Here is a 17400-nt window from a genome sequence, read left to right as displayed (position 1 = left end):
TAGATATGCGGGCCGGGGGACTTTGGATCACGGTTCCGGCTCACCCTCCCCGCCCGCCTCCAGCAGCACCAGGGCGTCACGGATGCGGAGGGACCCGGCCTCCCAGCCGGGGTGCAGGGCGCGCAGCACGGCCTCCGGCTGGGGATGTCGCCCCTCCAGGGCGCGGCCCGCCTCGCGCCAGATGCCGGGGCGAAAGGGGGCCAGGGCCGGGTCGTGGAGAGCGTCGCGCAGCCAGCGCAGGGTGCGCTCGCCGTCCAGAATGGTCGCGCGGGCCTCCAGCGCCAGCAGTTGTGCGCCCAGACCGGGGTCGGCGTCGAAGGTGCCGGGCAATCCCGCCTGCACGCGGCGAATCAGGGCGTGGGCGCGGTTGACCTCGGCCAGGGCCGCCTCGGGCCGCCCGCAGCGCAGCAGCGCGTCGGCGGATAGGGCGCGGGCCTGCGCCTCCGCGTAGGGGTGGTCGGTCATCTCCAGCGCGCGGGCCGTGAAGTCCAGGGCCGCGTGGGGGTCGGGGTCGGCCAGCGCGCGGCTGAGGTGCAGGTCGAAGGTCAGCACCTCCTCGCGGTCGCTGGGGGTGGGGGGACGGGCCAGGTGCCGGTCGAGCAGCGCGCGGGCGTGGGCCAGGTCGGGGTGGTCGCGCCGCGCCCCCGCGAACGGCTGGAGGTAGGGCCGTCCCAGCCCCCGCGTGAGGTAGGCCAGGGCAATACGGTACTGGGTACGGCGGGTGCGGTATTCCGCCTCCGCCCGCCGGGAACCGGGCCGGGCCAGCAGGGCCAGCGCGCGGCTGGCGTCGGCCAGGGCTGCGTCGGGCTGCCCCAGGGCCAGCAGGATAGGCACGCCCTCGCTGAGGAGCCGCGCCCGCAGCACCGCATCCACCCAGCCGCCCCGCGCCTCCCCGGCGGGCAGCAGCGCCAGCGCCCGCTGGAGCCAGGCACGGCCCTCGCCGGGGCGACCCAGGCGGCGCAGCGCGGTGGCGGCGCGGGCCAGGGCGCGGGCGCGTTCCTCGGCGCTGCCCCCAGCGGCCTCCAGGCGGGCGGCGGCCTCGGTGAGCGCGGTCAGCGCGGCCCGGGGCTGGCCCAGGCGCAGCCGCAGGTCGCCCTCCTGGTACAGCGCGCGGGCGGAGAGCAGCGGACTACTGGCGGGCACGAGGTGCAGGTGCCGCAGCGCCTCGGGCCAGCGGCCCGCGTCCTTGGCAATCAGGCCGCGCCACAGGTGGGCACGCGGGCCGCCGTGCGCGGTGCGGGGGTCGGTCGCCGCCCGTGTGGCCGCGTCCAGGTCGCCGCGCCAGCGGCTCAGGGCTGCCTGCACCAGCAGCGCGTCGGCCTGGGCCGCCACCGTCCAGGCGTCGGGCGGGCCGCCCAGCACGGCGGCGAGTTCGGGGTGGGCCAGTTGGGCGGTGGCCGCCTCGAAGTTTCCGGCGTCCACGCTGCTCTCGGCCAGCTTGACCCTGGCCCAGCCCCGCGCGGCGGGGTTCGGGGATTCCAGCAGGGTAAAGAGGGCGTCGCGGGCGTGGGGTTCGTCGTACTCGCCGCGCCCGGCGTGGTGGGCCGCGACCGTGCGGGCCAGCACCTCGCGCAGTTCACCGGGTGCCCCCGCCCGCACCCGCGGCCAGAGGGGCGGCAGGTAACGCCCGTCGTCGGGGTATGCGGCGAGATGCGCGGCGAGGGCCGACCATTCCCGCAACGCGGCGAAGGCGGCGAGCCGGGCGGGGGCGAGGTCCGGCGCGGGGGGCGCGGCCAGCAGGCGTCGCAGCGCCCCTTCGCGCTCGGGGGCGGGCACGCGGGGCAGCGCGGCCCGCAGCGCGGCGGCCGGCGTCCAGCCGCCGCCCGCCTCTGCCAGCAACGCGCGGGCATGGGGGGGCAGGGTCGCGACCGGGATGCCCAGTGCGGCGGCCAGGGCCACGTCCGGGACCGCTTCCCCCCGGTCCAGGGCTGCGAGCGCCGCGGCCAGCCGCCGCACGTCGGGGTCGGCCAGCAGGCGGTCGGGGGGGGCCGCGTCCGGGCCGCTCCCGGCCAGCCCACTCCCGGCCAGCAGCGTCAGGCGGTCGAGGTGCCGGCCCGTCTCGCGCACCAGCGCGTCGGCCCGCTCGCGCGTGACCCCCAGGCGGGTCATCAGGTAGGCGCGGGCCTCGGCGGGGGTGGGGGGACGCAGTTCGATAACCTCCGCAACGCCTTCCGGCAGCCCCGCCGGGTCCTCCAGCGCGAGCAGCACGGCCACATCGGGCGGGGCGCGGCGCAGCAGGTGTTCGGCGGCCCAGGCGGCGGGCGGGGTGGGCGTGCCGTCCGGCGAGCGGGGCGGCTCCCCGGCAAAGTTCAGGTCGGCGGTCACGCGGGCGAGCAGCACGCCGGGTGCGGCGGGAAAGGCGCGGCGGGCGGCGTCCGCCTGGGCCTGCGCCCGTTCGGCGTAGGAGGTGCCCGCCGCGGTCAACGCGAGGGTTTCCGCCACGTCCCCCCCCAGGTTCAGGCGGCGCACCTCTCCCGCCCAGCCGTCCAGCCCGCGCTCCAGATGGTCGAGCAGGATGGTCTTCCCCGCCCCGGCCCGCCCGGTGACGATGAGGCGCGGAACGCGGCCCGCACGCACACCTGCCAGCACCTGCTTGTAGGCGCGCTTCTTGCTGCGGCCCAGCAGTTCCAGCTCGGCGGGGAGGGGGGCGGGGGCAGGTGTCGTGGGCGTCGCCTCTGCCGCCAACGGCCGCCCCGCCTCCCGCGCGAGGTCGGCCAGGATGGCCCGCAGCGCAGCCTTGTCGGCAGGCGTGCCCACGTCGCGGTAGACGATGTTGCGGACCGAGGCGGGGTTGCCCCCCCGCACGCGCATCTCGGCCTCCAGCCAGCGCAGGCTGCCGCGCACGCCGCGCCCCGCGTCGCGGGCAGGCGGCAGGTGGGCGCGCAGGTCGGCCAGGATGCCTTTCCAGTCCAAGGTAGGCGGAGGCTATCACCCCCGGCCTATCCGGTTGAACCCGGTGCAACAAAGGAGGGGACAACCCGTGTCTGACGCGCCCATCAGACTCCCTGACGCCCGATGTGTATACTCGGTCCAGTTTTCGACAACCCCAGCCCCTTTCCAGGAGGAACCCATGCGCGCACACCTCACCCGTCCGGCTTTCGTGACCCTTGCCCTTGCCCTCGCCGTCAGTGCCAGCGCCCAGAGCGTCCAGGCCGCCCAGTCCCTCTACGACCAGGGCAAGTGGCAGGAGGCCGCGACCGCCGCCGCCGCCCTGAACACCAGCGCGGGCCTTGCGCTGGCCGCCGAGGCCACCACCGCGGGCGCGGGCCTCAGCCCCGACAGCCAGAAAAAGGCGCTGTTCGAAAAGGCCCAGGGCTACGCGCGGCAGGCCATCGCCCTCGACAAGAACAACGCGGACGCCTACTTCGAGCTGGCGCGCGCCCAGGGCCGCCTGGCGCAGTTCGTGGGCATCCTCCAGAGCCTGAACCTCGCCGGGGACGTGAAGAAGAACCTCGATCAGGCCATCCGGCTCCAACCCAACATGGCCGGGGCCTACGTGGCACTGGGGCTGTGGAACGCCAACCTGGTCAGCAAGGGCGGCGCGGCCACCTTCCTGACCGGGGCGAAAAAGGCCCAGATTGCGCCCAACTTCGAAAAGGCCATCGCGCTGGAGCCGAACGTCGCCGTTCACCGCATCGAGTACGCCAATGCCCTGCTCCTGACCGGCAACAAGGCCGGGGCCGTCGCCCAGCTTCAGAAGGCCGTGACGCTCCCCGCCGACACCTTCTGGGAGAAGCGCGACCTGGACGCGGCGAAGGCGCAGCTCGCCAAGTTGCAGTAAGGCGGCCAGCTTCCAGCGGCCAGCCGCCAGCAGAAAAAAGCCCCGGCATAGGCCGGGGCTTTTCCTTTGCTTCTTTTGCTGGAAGCTGGCCGCTGGCCGCTACCCATTGAGCAGCGTCACCGCTCCCGGCAGCACCTCCACCCGCACCCCCGTCACCTGCCCGGCGAGGTCGCCGTCGAGGTGCAGGTAGGTGGGGCGTGCCCAGGTGACGGTCGCGGTGTGGCCCGCGGCGTGGTGAACGCGGGGGTGGCCCAGGTGGCGGCCGGGCAGCACGCGGGCCATCAGACCCAGGAGTTGCGCGCGGGTGACGGGGCCGCTCGCCAGGGCATTCAGCCGACCGTCGCGGGGGTCGGAGGCGGGGCTGATGTGAAAGCCGCCGCCGTAGCGGGTGCCGTTCATCACGGCGGCGAGGCAACTGGGGCCGGCGTAGAGGGCCTGGCCGTCCACCTCCACCTGCACGGGCGTCAGGGTCAGCTCGCGCAGCGCGGCGAGGGCGGCCCAGGCATAGCGCCCGAAGCCCGACAGCCGCGCCGGGGCGCGCAAGGTCAGCGCCGTCACCTGCGCGTCAAAGCCCATGCCCAGGCCGTTGAGCAGCAGATGCGAGGTGCCCGCCCCGTCCCCACCCAGGATGGTCGCGCGCAGGGCGTCCACCTGCCGGGGGGCAAAGGCGAGGCGGTCGAGGGCAGAGGCGAAGTCGCCCGCCTTCAACCCCAGCAGGCCCGCGAAATCGTTCCCGCTGCCCAGCGGCACGATGCCCAGCGGCCGCCCCCCTCCCCCACCAGCAGGGCCGACCAGCGCGGGCAGCAGCGCCCCCACCGTGCCATCGCCCCCCACCGCCAGCACCGCCACGTCAGGCGGGAGCGCCTGCACGCGGGCCAGGGCCGCCGCGCCACTGGCCTCGCTGAGCAGCTCGAAGGGCAGACCGCGGGCGCGCAATTCAGCCTCCAGACGGGGCCACTCGCGCCGGGCCAGGCCGCGCCCGGCGGTGGGGTTGAGCACGACGGCGTAGGTCCGTTGGGAGAGGGGGCGGGCAGAAGGTGCAGAGGTCACGTTGGCCCCAGGATAGGGCGTGGGCTGGGGCCACCGCATCTCAGCCCAGCCCTCACACCCAGTCGGCGGGCCGCCCCGCCAGCCCGAAGTACCAGGCAATGGCCTGCGCGATGCGGCCGGACGCCTGGCCGTCCCCGTAGGGATTGCGGGCGGCGCGCATCCGGGCCAGCCCCGCCTCGTCGTCCAGCAGGCCGTTCAGCACGGCGCGCAGCGTCTCCGGGTCGTTCCCGGCGAGGGTCAGCACGCCCGCCTCGACGCCCTCGGGCCGCTCGGTCACGTTGCGCAGCACGGCGACGGGCACGCCCAGCGCGGCCCCTTCCTCCTGGAGGCCGCCGCTGTCGGTGGCGAGCAGCGTGGAGGCCGCCATCAGCGGGGCCATCTGCGCGTAGTCGAGCGGCTCGGTGAGTTCGAAGTTGGGCAGCGCCCCCAGGGCCGGGCGCACCGCCTCCTGCACGGCGGGGTTCAGGTGGACCGGGTATACGAAATGGGTGTCCGGGTGGGCACGCGCCACGTCCGCCAGCGCCCGCGCCATCCCCACCATCACGGGCAGGTTCTCGCGGCGGTGCATCGTCACCGTCACCAGCCGTTGCCCGGCGTCCAGTCTGGATTGCCATTCGGGCCGCAGGGCCACCCGCCCCGCCACCTCGCGCACGGCGTCCACGGCGGTCTGCCCGGTCACGAAGAGGCCCTCTTCCGCCTTGCCCTCGCGCCGCAGGTTCGCGCGGCTGCCCGGCGTGGGCGCGAAGTCCAGCGTGGAGAGAACCCCGGTCAGGCGGCGGTTGGCCTCCTCGGGAAAGGGTTCGCGCATGTTGCCGCTGCGCAGCCCCGCCTCGACGTGCCCGACCGGAATGCCCTCGTAAAAGGCGCTGAGGGCCACGCAGAAGGAGGTGGTGGTGTCGCCGTGGACCAGCACCATGTCCGCGCCCATCTCGCGCAGCTTGCGCCCGGCCTGGGGCACGATGCGCCCGGTCAGGTCCGCGAGGGTCTGCCGGTCGGTCATCACGTTCAGGTCCTCGTCGGGGGTCAGGCCGAAGACGGCCAGCGCCTCGTCGAGCATCTGGCGCTGCTGCCCGGTCGAGAGGATGAGGGGCGTCAGGCCTGGCTGCGCCTGAATCGCCGCGTACACGGGGGCCATCTTGGTCGCCTCGGGCCGGGTGCCGAAGGCGAGGACGATGCGCTTGGGGGCAGCGGAGCGGGCGGGGTCGGTCATCGGGGTCACGGTAACAGAAAGCTGTTTTGGGGGCAGGCGGCTGTGGGGAGGAGCAGTCAGCTTTCAGCCGTCAGCTCATGCCCTGACGCGGAATGCGGTTCCCGGCGGCCATTCCACCCCACCCCCATCCCAAAAGCAGGCCAAAAGCAGGGAGGCGGGGGCTTTTGCACCCCACCTCCCCACATCCCGCCGTTGCGCTCAGCCGCTCTGGCCGGGGGCGCGGGCCGCTGCTTCCCGGCCCAGCGCCCGCACCCGGCGGTGGGCCACGAACCACAGGCACAGCAGCACGGCCACCACCGTCCCCACAATCGCGGGAAGCGGCACACCCTGCGCCAGCATCCCAATCACGCCGCAGACCAGCGCCACCAGCCACAGAATCACGGCGGTGCGGCGGGCCGAGGAGGTGCGGGCCAGCACGCGGTGGTGGATGTGGGTCTTGTCGGGGTGGCCGAGGGGATTGCGGATGCCGCGCGCCATCCGCCCGATGACGACCTGGGTGGTGTCGAGGATGGGCAGCGCCATCACCAGCAGGGGCACCAGCAGGCTGGCCCCCGCGCTCACCTTGAGGGTGCCCAGCAGGCTCACGGCGGCCAGCGTGTACCCGAAGAGGTTGCTGCCCGCGTCCCCCATGATGATGCGGCTGGGGTTGAAGTTGTGGCGCAGGTAGCCCAGCGCGGCCCCCGCCAGGCCCGCCAGCAGCACCACCGCCGCAGCCCGGTCGGTAAACTGGGCGGCGGTGACCAGCAGCACCATGCAGGCCACGAAGGCCACGCCACCCACCACGCCGTCCACGCCGTCGAGCAGGTTCATGGCATTCGTCAGGCCGACGATCCACAGGATGGTGAGCAGGACGCTGAGGGGCGCATTGACCGCGTGCGGCAGCACGGGCAGAAACGGGATGGCGTTGAAATCGATCCTCAGCCCGTTCACGATCAGCAGCACCGCCGCCAGCGCCTGCACCAGCAGCCGGAAGGCCGGAGACAGCTCGTACTGGTCGTCGATGAACCCCACCAGCACCAGCACCGCCGCGCCCAGCAGGATCGCCAGCACCTGAATATTCACCTGCTCGATCACGATGGGCCGCAGCGCCCAGGCGACCACCACACTCACCAGAAAGCCCGCGAAGATCGCCAGGCCTCCCGCGTTGGCGAGCGGTTCCTTGTTGAGCCGCCGGGCGTTGGGCATATCGGCCCACCCGACCTTGATGGCGAACTCCCGCACCGGGGGAATGAACCGCCAGGTAAACACCCACGCCGTCAGGAACGTGAGCAGCACGCTGAGAAAACCGCGCCCGAACAGATCCGCGATACCGAATTGCGCCGCGAGGGCCTTGAGGGACTCCATAAGCTGACCGGAGTCTAAAGGCTGGTGGTGAGGAACAGGCGTCCGGCAAAAGGTGGAAGGGCTTCTCGCCTACTTCGTCCCGTAAATCCGGTCGCCCGCGTCGCCCAGCCCCGGCACGATGTAGCCGTGGTCGTTCAGGCGCTCGTCCACGGCGGCCGTCACGATGTCCACGTCGGGATGTTCGCGCTCGATCACGGCGATGCCCTCCGGCGCGGCGAGGATGGACATCAGCTTGATGCTCTGGGCACCCGCCGCCTTCAGGAAGGCGATGGCGGCCGCGGCGCTGCCCCCGGTGGCGAGCATCGGGTCGGTGAGAAACACCCGGCGCTCGGCGATGTCGGCGGGCAGCTTGTTGTAGTACGCGACGGGCTGCAAAGTCTGCGGATCGCGGTACAGACCGATATGCCCCACCTTGGCGGCGGGCACCAGATTCACGATGGCGTCGGTCATGATCAGCCCCGCGCGCAGGATGGCGACCAGCGCCAGCTTCTTGCCGCTGAGCATCGGGAACTCGCCCTCCTGGATGGGCGTTTGCAGGCGCGTGGGTTCCAGTTCCAGGTCGCGCATCGCCTCGTAGGCGAGCAGCATGGACACCTCGGCGGCCAGCTCGCGGAACTCCTTGACCCCGGTGTGAACGTCACGCATCAGGGAGAGCTTGTGTTGGACGAGGGGATGGGTGACGACCGTGAGCATGGCCCCACGATACCCGGCAGAGCAGGAAGGGATGAGGGCTGAGCGATGAGGAATGAGGAAGACAGAGGCACCCGCTCCCCTGGCCTCATCACCCATCACCCATGACTCATCCCTGCCTCCCCCGGCAGCCGCGCCAGCACATGCCGCGCCCGCGGCAGCTTCAGGCGGCACTGGCGGTCGAACTCGTAGGGTTCGTTCATCAGGAACCAGTACAGGTCGTGCAGGTAGGTGTGGGCCAGGTAGGCCCGCAGGCGGGTCAGGGTGGCGGGCGCGTGGTCGGGCAGGAAAGTCAGGGCGGCGTCCAGGCTGGCGTCCATGCCCAGCAGGTCGAGCGTGCCGGTCTTGAGCAGGGCCAGGTCGCGCAGCGGGTCGTCCCAGGCGGCCTTGGTCCAGTCGATGACCAGCACCTCGTTTTCCTGCGCGATCAGGATGTTGTCGTGCCAGAGGTCGAGGTGGCAGAACGCCGCGGGCTGGTCGAGCAGGCCACGTTCCAGCGGTTCCTCCACCGCATCGAACAGGTCGTCGAGGGGATAGGCCGCCAGCGCGCTGCGAAAGCGTTTCAGGCGCTCGCGCACCCGCCCCAGGTCCACCCAGCCCTCGCGGTCCTGGTGGAGTGCGCCCAGAATCTCGCGCAGGCGGGGCAGGGCGGCAGGGATGTCCTGCGCCCGCAGCGGGTGGCCGGGGAAGCGGCGCAGAATCAGGGCCTCGATCCCGTCGGCCTCCACGGTGTCCACCACCCAGGCCCCCAGGTCGGCGCGGCGCATGTTCTGGGCCTCCAGGCGGTGCTCACCCTGGTGGTTGCGGTACACCTTGACCACCACCTCGCCGCCGGGGGCCGCGTACACCCGGCTCTGCATCCCGGTGTCCATCGGGGACAGGGGACCGAAGCGGGCTTCCAGCACGGGAAAACGGTGAGATGGCAGGCCGCCCGGAGTCACCCGCGCATGATAGCGGGGGAAGGGTGCGGGCAGCGGGGTGTGGGACGCAGGCAAAGGTGTTCCCGCGTCCCGCACACCCCCGCCCTTTATCCGTCCTGCGAGACTTTTTCCAGCAGGCCGACCAGCCGCGGGTCGAGTTCCGTTCCCGCCTGGGCCTTCACGCGCCCCAGGTCCCCCGCGTGCACGGAGGCGTTGGCGACCGCCAGAATGCGGGCATAGAGGGGAATATCCTCACCCTCCAGCCGGTCGGGTTCCCCCGCGCCGTCCCAGCGTTCGTGGTGGTGGCGGATGGCCTTCTGGGCCTGCGCGAGGTGGGGGACGCCATGCAGGAAGTTCGCGCCGATCTGGGCGTGCCCTGCCTCGTCCTGAATCTTGCCGATGTCGTGGAGCATCGCGGCGTACCACAGCTCCTCCAGCTCGCGCTCGGCCAGACCCACCGCGCGCCCCAGCCGCAGGGCCGTTTCCGTGACCGCCTGTCCGTGGCCCACGCTGTCGAAGTCGCGGCTCTCGACCGCCTCGACCAGCGACGAGGCCAGCTGGCGGGTGGCCTGCCGCCACTCGTCGCGCGAGTCCAGCAGACCCAGCAGCGGCGCGACCGATCCTGCCCAGCGGGTCACCGCCTCTTGCTGGACAGGCGAGATCCCCTCCGGGGAGGTCCGGTCCAGCACCAGCGCGCCCAGGTTACGGCCCCGGTCGCTGAGCGGCACGACCAGCGACAAGGGCACGTCCCGCATCCCGGCCTGGTCCAGCAGCGTGACCACCTCCGGCGGGTTCAGGCCGTACAGCTCGCGGCTGCCGTCGGTCAGGAGGCGGGGCCGCATGTTGGCCCAGGGGCCACTCAGGGCCGTACCGATCAGGGGCCTGGGATAGCCGAACACCGCCGCTACCCGGTCCTGCCCCCGGCGCAGCACGGCGTAGCCCTGGGCCTGTCCCCCCAGCAGCGTGACGGCCTGGGCCAGGGCACCCTCCAGGATGCCCTCGGGCGTGGGCCGCGACAGAAGGTCTGCCAGCACGCGGGCCGCGTCGGGCGTCTCCGCAGGCGGCAGGGCAGCGGACTTGCGGGGGTCAGGCCCGGGCGTCGGCGCGGGCTGCGGACGGGAGCGTCGGAACACGTTCCGCCCAGTATACCCGCGCTACCCTGCCGGGGTGACGCGCGCCGCCCCCTCCCCCCAGCCCCCCACCCGCCACACCCGCGTGACCGAGCCGGTCGTGCGCGGTTACGCCGCCTACGCGCGGCGGGCGCAGGCGTGGACCCGCCAGTACCAGGAGCGCGGCGGGCGCGTGTTCTGCGGCGCGGGCTGCTTCGCGTGCTGCAACATGCCCATTCGCGTGAGCCTTGCAGAAGCCCTCGTGACCGCCCAGGCCCTGACGGAGGGAGAGGCCGCGCGGGTGGAAGCCCACGCCCGCCAGGTGCTGCACAACGCCCGCACTGCGCCCAGCGAGGACGTGTATGTGGAGCGCCACCGCACCGAGGTCGGCTTCTGCCCGCTGCTGGACCGGGAGAGCGGCGGCTGCACCCGCTACGACGTGCGCCCCACCCGCTGCCGCGACACCTTCAGCGCCCTGCCCGCCCGCTACTGCGAGGCCGGGGCCTGGGAAACCATGACCCGCCGCGAACGCGAGAGCTACCGCCGCGAGGTGGCCCGCACTCCCGGCACTGACGGCGAACTGCACTTCATCGCGCCACTGGAACACCTGTCCGAACCCATCTGGGAGGCTGCCGCCAGGGCCATGCGCAACGAGTGGGGCCTGGAAGCCTGGGGCGACTTCTGGGTGCTGACCACACTGGCGCGCCATGAGGCCTTTATGGACCGGGTAGCGCGGGGGGACGCGCGTGGGGCATGGCGAGCGGCAAAGGCAGCGGGTCTGGCGCATGCGACAGTGCTGGAAATCGGGTGAGGGAAAGCCGCAACCAAACCGTTGCATAACTTCAAGGGGAGGGATGCAAAGTTTGCCGTCTGACACGACACCTGGGCTAACTCCCTCCCAGCGTTCCCCAAGAGTGAAAAACCTCGTCTCCAAAAGTGTCCGTACCATTGAGCACTGAAAACTGCACGGGGCGGTTATGCAGCAACACCTCTCCCCTGCTCTCCCCGCATCAGCTCCCGCTTCCCTGTTTTTTCAACTTTGGAGCTGACGCCCAGGTCCTACCCTTCAACCGGGTAGGCCTGGAAGACGAGCCGTTCGGGCCGCCAGGACCGAGGCCGCCCGGCAGGCCAGGCATGGCGACCAGTGGGAAACCGGGGCGAAGCTTGGCAAGCTTTCCAACGCCAGGAGCCCCCTTGCCGAGCGCAGCGAAAAGCTCCCCCTCCACCAAGAGAAGAGACACGTCAACAAGCCTGGCGTCAACGCGCGGGCCGCCCCGCGCGGCGGAGACGTTCCCCCGGTGGGGGCTGGGGGGGCTGGAGGAAGCTCGCTACAAGATGCCCTGCCCCCAGCCACAAGCCCTACTGGAAGCTGCTGCCCCCACCCACCCGCACACCCTGATAGTAGGCATAGGCCGCGGTGTAGCAGGGCGGCTCCTTGTACCAGCTCTTGGCCTCACAGATGACCTTCATGTTCTTGTAGAAGGCGTCGTCGGTGGCGAGGCGGTTGGCATCCGTACGCTGGTAGACCTTGAGGTTGCGGTAGCCGAAGTCGTGGACGTTGCAGGCGGGCCGGAAGTCCTCGCGGTAGCCCAGGCCCACGCCGTCCGGGGCGCTGCATCCGTCACGCGACCAGTCCAGGCCAGGATAACGGGCATTTACGGCACTCTGGTTGGCGTACTCGCCGTTGTAGGCGGCCACCGTGCCCCACGCCACCCGCTTGATGTAGGCGAGACGGTCGCTGGCGAGGTCCAGCCCCGTGAGGGCGGGCGCGGCGGGGCGCGAGAGGTCAGCGGGCCGCTCCCCATACGCCTCCTGAAGGGCGGCCAGCAGACCGGGGTCGTTGGCGTAGCGCGCCAGGATGGCCTGGCTGTCCGGGTCCTGAAGTTCGGGGCGGGACGCATAAGCGGCCGTCAGACTGCCGGACGTGGAAGCGGTGGGGGACTGCCCACAGGCGGCGAGGGTCAGGGCCAGGGGGACGGCAAAGGCCAGTTTCTTCATGGGGACTCCTGGGAAGCTGGATTGTGCTATGTCCCCAGTCTAGCCAGGTTCGCCGCCCAACAGCAAACGCCGCCCACCCTCACACGGAGGGGAGCGGCGCTGCCGGAAAAGACTTACACCAACTTGCGATGATTCCTTCGAATCATCCGAGCGGAGCGAGAAGCAAAAAGGACGGGGTTGCGGCGATGGAAGAACATCCGGTGCCGTCCCGGATGTTCTGGAATCAGAGCAATCCCGTATTACTTGCCAGCGGCTTCAATCAGCGCGGGCACAATTTGGTTCACGTCGCCCACGATGCCGTAGTCCGCGACCTTGAAGATCGGGGCCTCGGCGTCCTTGTTGATGGCGACGATGTACTTGCTCTTGCCCATGCCCGAGAGGTGCTGCACCGCGCCGCTCACGCCCAGGGCGATGTAGGCTCCCGGCTGTACGGTCTTCCCGGTCTGCCCCACCTGCTCGGCGTAGGGCCGCCAGCCCGCGTCCACGACGGCGCGGGTCGCGCCCACGCCCGCCCCGATGCGGTCGGCCAGGCCCTCCACGTAGGTGGCAAAGTTCTCGGGGCTGCCCACGCCGCGCCCGCCAGTCACGATCACGTCGGCCTCGGTCAGCGCCACGCGGCTGCTCTTTTCGACGCTCTTGCCGGTCACTTCCACACGGGGCGCGGGGAGGTCGAGTTCCACGTCGTACTGCTCGCCCGACGCCCCTGCCGCCGCTGCGGGCGCAAAGGAACCGGGCTTCACCGTCACCACGATGACCGGGGCCTCGGCCTCGACCGTCTCGGTCACGCGGGCGAGGTAGGTGTAGCGCTGCGCCTGGAGGGCATTGCCCTGGGCGCTGAGCCTGATCACGTCTTCGAGGTACGGGGCGTCCAGCTTCACGGCCACACGGGGGGCGTACTCGCGGCCCGAGCGGCTCCCGCCGATGATGATGGTGCTGGCCTCGCCCTCCTGGGCAATCTGCGCGGTGGCGGCGGCCCAGACCTCGGCGTTGTAGGTGGCGAGCTGGGGCATATCCGCGACCAGCACCTGATCGGCCACGGCGGCGGCGGCGTTGGCGATGTCCGCGACCCCCTGGCCCAGCACCAGCACCGTGACGGGGCCTTCACGGCCCGACTGCCGGGCGGCCGTGACCATTTCCAGGGTGGATTTGGCGAGCTTGCCGCCCGCGTGTTCGGCAACGATCAGGATCATGCGAGCACCTTCGCTTCGTTCCGCAGGAGGTCGAGAAGCTGCTCGGCGGCGGCCTGCGGATCCTTGCCGTCGATCATCTTGTTGAGTCGGGCGCGGGTCTGAATCTCGCTCTGCACCACCCGCACGGTCGGCTGCGCGCCGTAAGTGCCCAGGTCGTCCTTGCGAAGTTCCTTTTTCTTGGCCTTCATGATGTTGGGCAGGGTCGGGTAGCGCGGCTCGTTGAGGCCCTGCTGGGTGGTGACCACGGCAGGCAGCGCGGCGCGGAAGCTCTCGTTGCCGTCGTCCACGTCGTGCCGCCCGGTGAGCGTCTCGCCTTCGAGCTTCAGCTCATTGGTCCAGGTGAGCTGCGGCCAGCCCAGGCGTTCGGCGGTCGCGGCCCCCAGCGCCTGGCTGTCCCAATCGGCCTCCTGCCCGCCGACCAGAATCAGGCCCGCGCCCTCGGCCTGCGCCACCTGCGCCACCACGCGGCTCAGGGCGATGGGATCGAGCTTCTCATCGGTTTCGACGTGAATGGCGCGGTCCACGCCCATCGCCAGGGCGGTGCGCAGGGCATCCTCGACGCGCTTGGGGCCGACGGCCAGGGCGACGATCTCCTCGACACCTGCGCCACCCTCGCGCAGGCGCAAGGCTTCCTCGACGCCGTACTCGTCCATCCCGTCGATCACGAGGGTCGTTCCCTCAAGGTCCACGTTCTGGGCATTGATCTTGACGCGGGCTTCCGCGTCGGGGACTTGACGAACAAGGGTCAGAATCTTCATGGCTCCTCCAGAAGTCGGGCGGCCGCGGCGAGCCATCACGCCGCAGGCCCGGTCCTTCAGCATGACAAATTGAACTCGGTTCAAGTTTAGCAGGTGCCGCAAATCCTGTCACTCGGTGGCATACGGCCCACGCCTGACGGGAAGCTGTCCTGTTCATAAAGCTGTCGTAAATCTCATAAAGTCAGAGGCTCATCTTGGTGAGTCAGGCTACGAATCGATATGAAGAAGCTGCTTGTTCTGACCCTCAGCGCGGGCCTCGCCACGGCGGGCGCGCAAACCGTGAACACCATTCCCGCCACCCCCGTCAGCACCGGCCTGAGCGGGGTCGAGCTGGGCTTGACCGGCGGCTACGCGGGCGGCCTCAGCGGTGAGCTGTTTGTCCACGCGCCCAACGTGGCCGGTCCCTTCGGCGTGAAGGCAGGCATCAGCCTGACCCGCCCCAGCGACTCGATCAACGACAACAGCGCCGTTGACCCCAGCGGCGTGCTGTTCCCCAGCACCCTGACCTTTGGGGAGGCCAAGCAGCAGGGGCTGGCGACCGAATCCGGCAGCCGCACCGTGGTGAGCCTGGACGGCACCTACGGCCTGGGCGAGGTGACGCCGGGCGTGGGCACCACCGTGTATGCCGGTGGCCGCTACGGCATGTTCCGCAGCACCGCCGACTTCGGGAACAGCGGCAGCCGCAGCTACTCCAGCAGCGCCTTCGGCATCGGCGCGGGCGTGATGGTCAGCTACGCCCTCACCGGCAACCTCAGCCTGGTGGGCGACCTGGGCATCGACCAGTTCTTCGGCTCCTCGATCACGGTCAGCAGCAGCAACGGCAACGTGGATACCTTCAACTCCAGCGACGCCGGCTACAACGACGTGAACAGCCAGTTCGTCCGCCCCGGCACGGTCTTCAAGGCCCGTGTCGGTATCAAGACGAGCTTCTGAGCACAGCAGCAGGACCAGCCCTCACTCCTCGCGGGTGGGGGCTTTTTTCTGCCCGTCCAGCAGCGCCTGAAGCTGCGCGAAGGCGGCTACGACGCGGGGAAAGCCCAGGTAGGGCACGCACAGCAGCAGGGTTTCGCGCACCTCCTGCTCGCTGGCCCCGGCCCGCAGCGCCCCGCGCAGGTGGGTGCGCAGTTCGTCCGGGCTGCCCAGCGACACCAGCAGGGCGCAGGCGATCAGTTCCTTGCTGCGGAGGTCCAGGCCGGGGCGCTCGTACACCGTGTCATAGGCAAAATCGCGCACATAGCGCATCAAGTCGGGGTCCAGGGCCGCGAGGCGCTCCAGGATGCGCCCTTCCTGCTGGCCGAAAATCTGTTGGCGGGCCGGGGTCGGGGCGGTGTCGTCGGTCATGCCGCGAAGCGTAGCAGGCCCACCCCCGCGCGGAGGGTAGGCCCAGGGACGCGGACGCTTATTTTTATTTCTTGAGGGCCTTGATCACGGCGGCGGTCAGGTCGGTGGCCGGGCTGTTGGCGTACACGACCAGATTGGTCTGCGCGGCCACGCGGCGGTCCATCACCACGCTGTAGCCGTTGGCCTTGGCGACGCTCGCCACCGCCGAATTGATGCGGGAGGCCAGCGGCTTGAACTCGGTGGCCAGGCGCTGCTGGTAGCCCTTCTGCGCGCTCACGAAGCTCTGCTGGGCCTTCTGGAGGGCCTGAAGGTCGGCGTTGCTGCGCGTGCTGGCCGCACGGGTGGCGAGTTTCCGGATGCTGTCCTGCTTGGCCTTCAGGTCGTTGTCGACCTTCTTGCTGAGGGTGAGGTAGGCGCTGTTGCCGGGCAGGGCCGTCACAGCCTGCTGCACGTCCACGAAGCCCACGCGGCGGCCCTTTTGCTGGGCATGCGGGACGGTGGCCAGCAGCGCCAGCGGCAGGAGCAGAAAGGCTTTTCTCATGGGTTCTCCTTTCCCGGCCGACCGGGAGACGGGCGGCGGGAGGACAGGGGGCGGGTCAAGGCAAGACCCCCGCGCGGGGCGGGGGCCGTCAGCTCAGCGGCCGCTCGCGCTCAGGGCTTGAGGGCCTTGAGCGCGGCGTCGGTCAGGTCGGTGGTGCCATCGGCGTAGACCACCAGGCCCTGCGCAGCCACGGCGCGGTCCATCACGATGCTGTAACCGTTGGCCTTGGCGGCGCTGCTGATGGCCGTGTCCACGGCCTTCTCGACCGCGTCGACCTTGGGCTGCATCTGCGTGTCGAAGGCCTTGGCCTTGGCCTGCGCCGTGCTGATCAGCTGGGTGCGCTTGTCCTTGTCTGCAGCGGTCGCCGCAGTGCCCTTGGCGTCGATTTCCCTGATCTGCTTGTCCAGCGCGCCCAGTTCGTTGTTGGCCTGGGTCTGGATGGCCTTGATGTCCTTATCGTTGGGGTGGGCGGCCAGCACCTTCTGCACGTCCACGAAGCCGATCTTCTGGGGGGTGGTCTGGGCGTGCGGAGCCAGGCTCCCCAGGCCGAACGCGGCCACGAGGGCGATGGGGGCGAGCGCCTTGGCGTTCATCTTCATGCCGCGCACGCTAGCACGGTCTTTTCTGAGCCGAATGAATCCTTTCACAGTTCGCTCACACGCGCCGTCAGCCGGAGGTCAGATGCGGGAGAGCAGCGGCACGGTAAGCTGAGAGCCATGCTCGTCAGCGACTGGATGACCCCGGATCCCATCACCGTCACACCCGAAACGCCCGTCATGGACGCCCTGCGGATTCTGAAGGAGCGGGGCTTCCGCCGCCTGCCGGTGATGGAGGGGGAGCGGCTGGTGGGCATCACCACCCGCAAGGACCTCAAGGACGCCATGCCCAGCAAGGCCACCACCCTGAGCGTCTGGGAGTTGAACTACCTGCTGAGCAAGCTGACCGTCAGCGAGATGATGGCCCGGCCCGTGATCACCGCGCACGAGGACGAGTACATGGAAGACGCCGCGCTGCGGATGCAGGAACACGGCGTGGGCGGCCTGCCGGTGCTGAACGACGCCGGGCGGATGACGGGCATCATCACCATCACCGACGTGCTGCGCGCCTTTATCGACATCATGGGCCTGAAGGAGGGCGGCACGCGCCTGACGCTGGACATGCCCGACACCCCCGGCAGCCTCGCCCGCGCCGCCAGCGCCGCCCAGCCCAGCAACATCATCAGCGTGGCGACCTACGGCCACCATGCCCAGGGCGAAACCCCCCGCCGCCGCTTCGTGATGCGCGTGACCGGCCAGGACGCGCGGGACGCCCGCGAGCGTGCCCAGGCCGCGGGCATCGACGTGCTGGACTGAGGGTGTGGGAGGCGGGAGCACTGAGCTGTGAGCCGTGAGCTATGAAGAGGCAGGCGGCCTGTAGCTCCCCTTGACGGGGGTCTAGAAGTCGAGGGGTCGAGGTTCGCCGTGTTCCT

At 70.8% G+C, this 17400-nt stretch carries 17 protein-coding genes; 4 read left to right on the top strand and 13 right to left on the bottom strand.

Annotation, left to right across the window (positions count from 1 at the left end):
* Positions 1-27: 27 nt before the first annotated feature.
* Complete coding sequence (locus tag ABEA67_RS02115) at positions 28-2913, bottom strand: hypothetical protein (RefSeq protein ID WP_345460155.1); 2886 nt, start codon at positions 2911-2913, stop codon at positions 28-30.
* A 157-nt stretch (positions 2914-3070) separates the two neighbouring features.
* Between ABEA67_RS02115 and ABEA67_RS02110 the strand changes: the two genes are divergently transcribed.
* On the top strand, positions 3071-3781 hold the full coding sequence (locus ABEA67_RS02110) for a tetratricopeptide repeat protein (protein WP_345460152.1): 711 nt from the start codon (positions 3071-3073) through the stop codon (positions 3779-3781).
* A 99-nt stretch (positions 3782-3880) separates the two neighbouring features.
* Here ABEA67_RS02110 and ABEA67_RS02105 read toward each other — a convergent pair whose 3' ends face one another.
* From ABEA67_RS02105 to ABEA67_RS02080, 6 genes are all read right to left on the bottom strand, one after another.
* The gene (locus tag ABEA67_RS02105) at positions 3881-4831 is read right to left on the bottom strand and encodes a diacylglycerol/lipid kinase family protein (RefSeq protein WP_345460149.1); all 951 of its coding nucleotides are present in this window, start codon (positions 4829-4831) and stop codon (positions 3881-3883) included.
* 52 nt (positions 4832-4883) lie between these two features.
* Complete coding sequence (gene wecB / locus ABEA67_RS02100; RefSeq protein ID WP_345460146.1) at positions 4884-6041, bottom strand: non-hydrolyzing UDP-N-acetylglucosamine 2-epimerase; 1158 nt, start codon at positions 6039-6041, stop codon at positions 4884-4886.
* A gap of 198 nt (positions 6042-6239) precedes the next feature.
* On the bottom strand, positions 6240-7385 hold the full coding sequence (locus ABEA67_RS02095; RefSeq protein ID WP_345460143.1) for an MraY family glycosyltransferase: 1146 nt from the start codon (positions 7383-7385) through the stop codon (positions 6240-6242).
* Positions 7386-7454: 69 nt separating this feature from the next.
* Positions 7455-8078, bottom strand: coding sequence for a uracil phosphoribosyltransferase (gene upp / locus ABEA67_RS02090; RefSeq protein ID WP_345460140.1), 624 nt, complete (start codon positions 8076-8078; stop codon positions 7455-7457).
* Between the two features lie 95 nt (positions 8079-8173).
* Positions 8174-9016: a phosphotransferase gene (locus ABEA67_RS02085; RefSeq protein WP_345460137.1), complete on the bottom strand. Its 843-nt coding sequence runs from the start codon at positions 9014-9016 to the stop codon at positions 8174-8176.
* A gap of 86 nt (positions 9017-9102) precedes the next feature.
* Complete coding sequence (locus tag ABEA67_RS02080; protein ID WP_345460134.1) at positions 9103-10128, bottom strand: HD domain-containing phosphohydrolase; 1026 nt, start codon at positions 10126-10128, stop codon at positions 9103-9105.
* A 34-nt stretch (positions 10129-10162) separates the two neighbouring features.
* On the opposite strand from ABEA67_RS02080, the gene ABEA67_RS02075 reads away from it, so the two are divergent.
* Positions 10163-10915: a YkgJ family cysteine cluster protein gene (locus ABEA67_RS02075; protein WP_345460131.1), complete on the top strand. Its 753-nt coding sequence runs from the start codon at positions 10163-10165 to the stop codon at positions 10913-10915.
* Positions 10916-11463: 548 nt separating this feature from the next.
* On the opposite strand, the gene ABEA67_RS02070 is transcribed toward ABEA67_RS02075, so the two are convergent.
* The 3 genes from ABEA67_RS02070 to ABEA67_RS02060 form a co-directional block, all read right to left on the bottom strand.
* Positions 11464-12102 carry a phospholipase A2 gene (locus ABEA67_RS02070; protein ID WP_345460128.1) on the bottom strand — a complete coding sequence of 213 codons (639 nt, stop codon included), beginning with the start codon at positions 12100-12102 and terminating at the stop codon, positions 11464-11466.
* A 239-nt stretch (positions 12103-12341) separates the two neighbouring features.
* Complete coding sequence (locus tag ABEA67_RS02065) at positions 12342-13292, bottom strand: electron transfer flavoprotein subunit alpha/FixB family protein (protein ID WP_345460125.1); 951 nt, start codon at positions 13290-13292, stop codon at positions 12342-12344.
* A complete protein-coding gene (locus ABEA67_RS02060) occupies positions 13289-14050 on the bottom strand; it encodes an electron transfer flavoprotein subunit beta/FixA family protein (protein ID WP_345460122.1) in 762 nt (253 codons plus the stop codon). The genes ABEA67_RS02065 and ABEA67_RS02060 overlap by 4 nt, the downstream gene beginning before the upstream one ends.
* 219 nt (positions 14051-14269) lie before the next feature.
* Between ABEA67_RS02060 and ABEA67_RS02055 the strand changes: the two genes are divergently transcribed.
* A complete protein-coding gene (locus ABEA67_RS02055; protein WP_345460119.1) occupies positions 14270-14983 on the top strand; it encodes a hypothetical protein in 714 nt (237 codons plus the stop codon).
* Between the two features lie 21 nt (positions 14984-15004).
* Here ABEA67_RS02055 and ABEA67_RS02050 read toward each other — a convergent pair whose 3' ends face one another.
* The 3 genes from ABEA67_RS02050 to ABEA67_RS02040 form a co-directional block, all read right to left on the bottom strand.
* Positions 15005-15391 (bottom strand): carboxymuconolactone decarboxylase family protein, encoded by a 387-nt coding sequence (locus tag ABEA67_RS02050; RefSeq protein ID WP_345460116.1) that lies wholly within the window; start codon positions 15389-15391, stop codon positions 15005-15007.
* A 64-nt stretch (positions 15392-15455) separates the two neighbouring features.
* On the bottom strand, positions 15456-15932 hold the full coding sequence (locus tag ABEA67_RS02045; protein WP_345460113.1) for an OmpH/Skp family outer membrane protein: 477 nt from the start codon (positions 15930-15932) through the stop codon (positions 15456-15458).
* Between the two features lie 110 nt (positions 15933-16042).
* On the bottom strand, positions 16043-16531 hold the full coding sequence (locus ABEA67_RS02040) for an OmpH family outer membrane protein (RefSeq protein ID WP_345460110.1): 489 nt from the start codon (positions 16529-16531) through the stop codon (positions 16043-16045).
* Positions 16532-16648: 117 nt separating this feature from the next.
* Between ABEA67_RS02040 and ABEA67_RS02035 the strand changes: the two genes are divergently transcribed.
* Entirely contained in the window at positions 16649-17284 is a 636-nt protein-coding gene (locus ABEA67_RS02035) for a CBS and ACT domain-containing protein (protein ID WP_345460107.1), read from the top strand.
* The last annotated feature ends 116 nt before the right edge of the window (positions 17285-17400 follow it).

This window comes from Deinococcus carri (genome assembly GCF_039545055.1).
GTDB lineage: Bacteria > Deinococcota > Deinococci > Deinococcales > Deinococcaceae > Deinococcus > Deinococcus carri.
The sequence above is the reverse complement of the archived record's forward strand: the minus strand, read 5'-3'. Positions and strand labels throughout refer to the sequence as shown.

What these genes read in the sequence shown, in the direction of transcription:
- ABEA67_RS02070 (WP_345460128.1), bottom strand. Translation starts at nt 12,102, where the DNA reads ATGAAGAAACTGGCCTTTGCCGTCCCCCTGGCCCTGACCCTCGCCGCC.
- ABEA67_RS02095 (WP_345460143.1), bottom strand. Translation starts at nt 7,385, where the DNA reads ATGGAGTCCCTCAAGGCCCTCGCGGCGCAATTCGGTATCGCGGATCTG.
- ABEA67_RS02035 (WP_345460107.1), top strand. Translation starts at nt 16,649, where the DNA reads ATGCTCGTCAGCGACTGGATGACCCCGGATCCCATCACCGTCACACCC.
- ABEA67_RS02110 (WP_345460152.1), top strand. Translation starts at nt 3,071, where the DNA reads ATGCGCGCACACCTCACCCGTCCGGCTTTCGTGACCCTTGCCCTTGCC.
- wecB (WP_345460146.1), bottom strand. Translation starts at nt 6,041, where the DNA reads ATGACCGACCCCGCCCGCTCCGCTGCCCCCAAGCGCATCGTCCTCGCC.
- ABEA67_RS02065 (WP_345460125.1), bottom strand. Translation starts at nt 13,292, where the DNA reads ATGATCCTGATCGTTGCCGAACACGCGGGCGGCAAGCTCGCCAAATCC.
- ABEA67_RS02060 (WP_345460122.1), bottom strand. Translation starts at nt 14,050, where the DNA reads ATGAAGATTCTGACCCTTGTTCGTCAAGTCCCCGACGCGGAAGCCCGC.
- ABEA67_RS02040 (WP_345460110.1), bottom strand. Translation starts at nt 16,531, where the DNA reads ATGAAGATGAACGCCAAGGCGCTCGCCCCCATCGCCCTCGTGGCCGCG.
- upp (WP_345460140.1), bottom strand. Translation starts at nt 8,078, where the DNA reads ATGCTCACGGTCGTCACCCATCCCCTCGTCCAACACAAGCTCTCCCTG.
- ABEA67_RS02050 (WP_345460116.1), bottom strand. Translation starts at nt 15,391, where the DNA reads ATGACCGACGACACCGCCCCGACCCCGGCCCGCCAACAGATTTTCGGC.
- ABEA67_RS02045 (WP_345460113.1), bottom strand. Translation starts at nt 15,932, where the DNA reads ATGAGAAAAGCCTTTCTGCTCCTGCCGCTGGCGCTGCTGGCCACCGTC.
- ABEA67_RS02055 (WP_345460119.1), top strand. Translation starts at nt 14,270, where the DNA reads ATGAAGAAGCTGCTTGTTCTGACCCTCAGCGCGGGCCTCGCCACGGCG.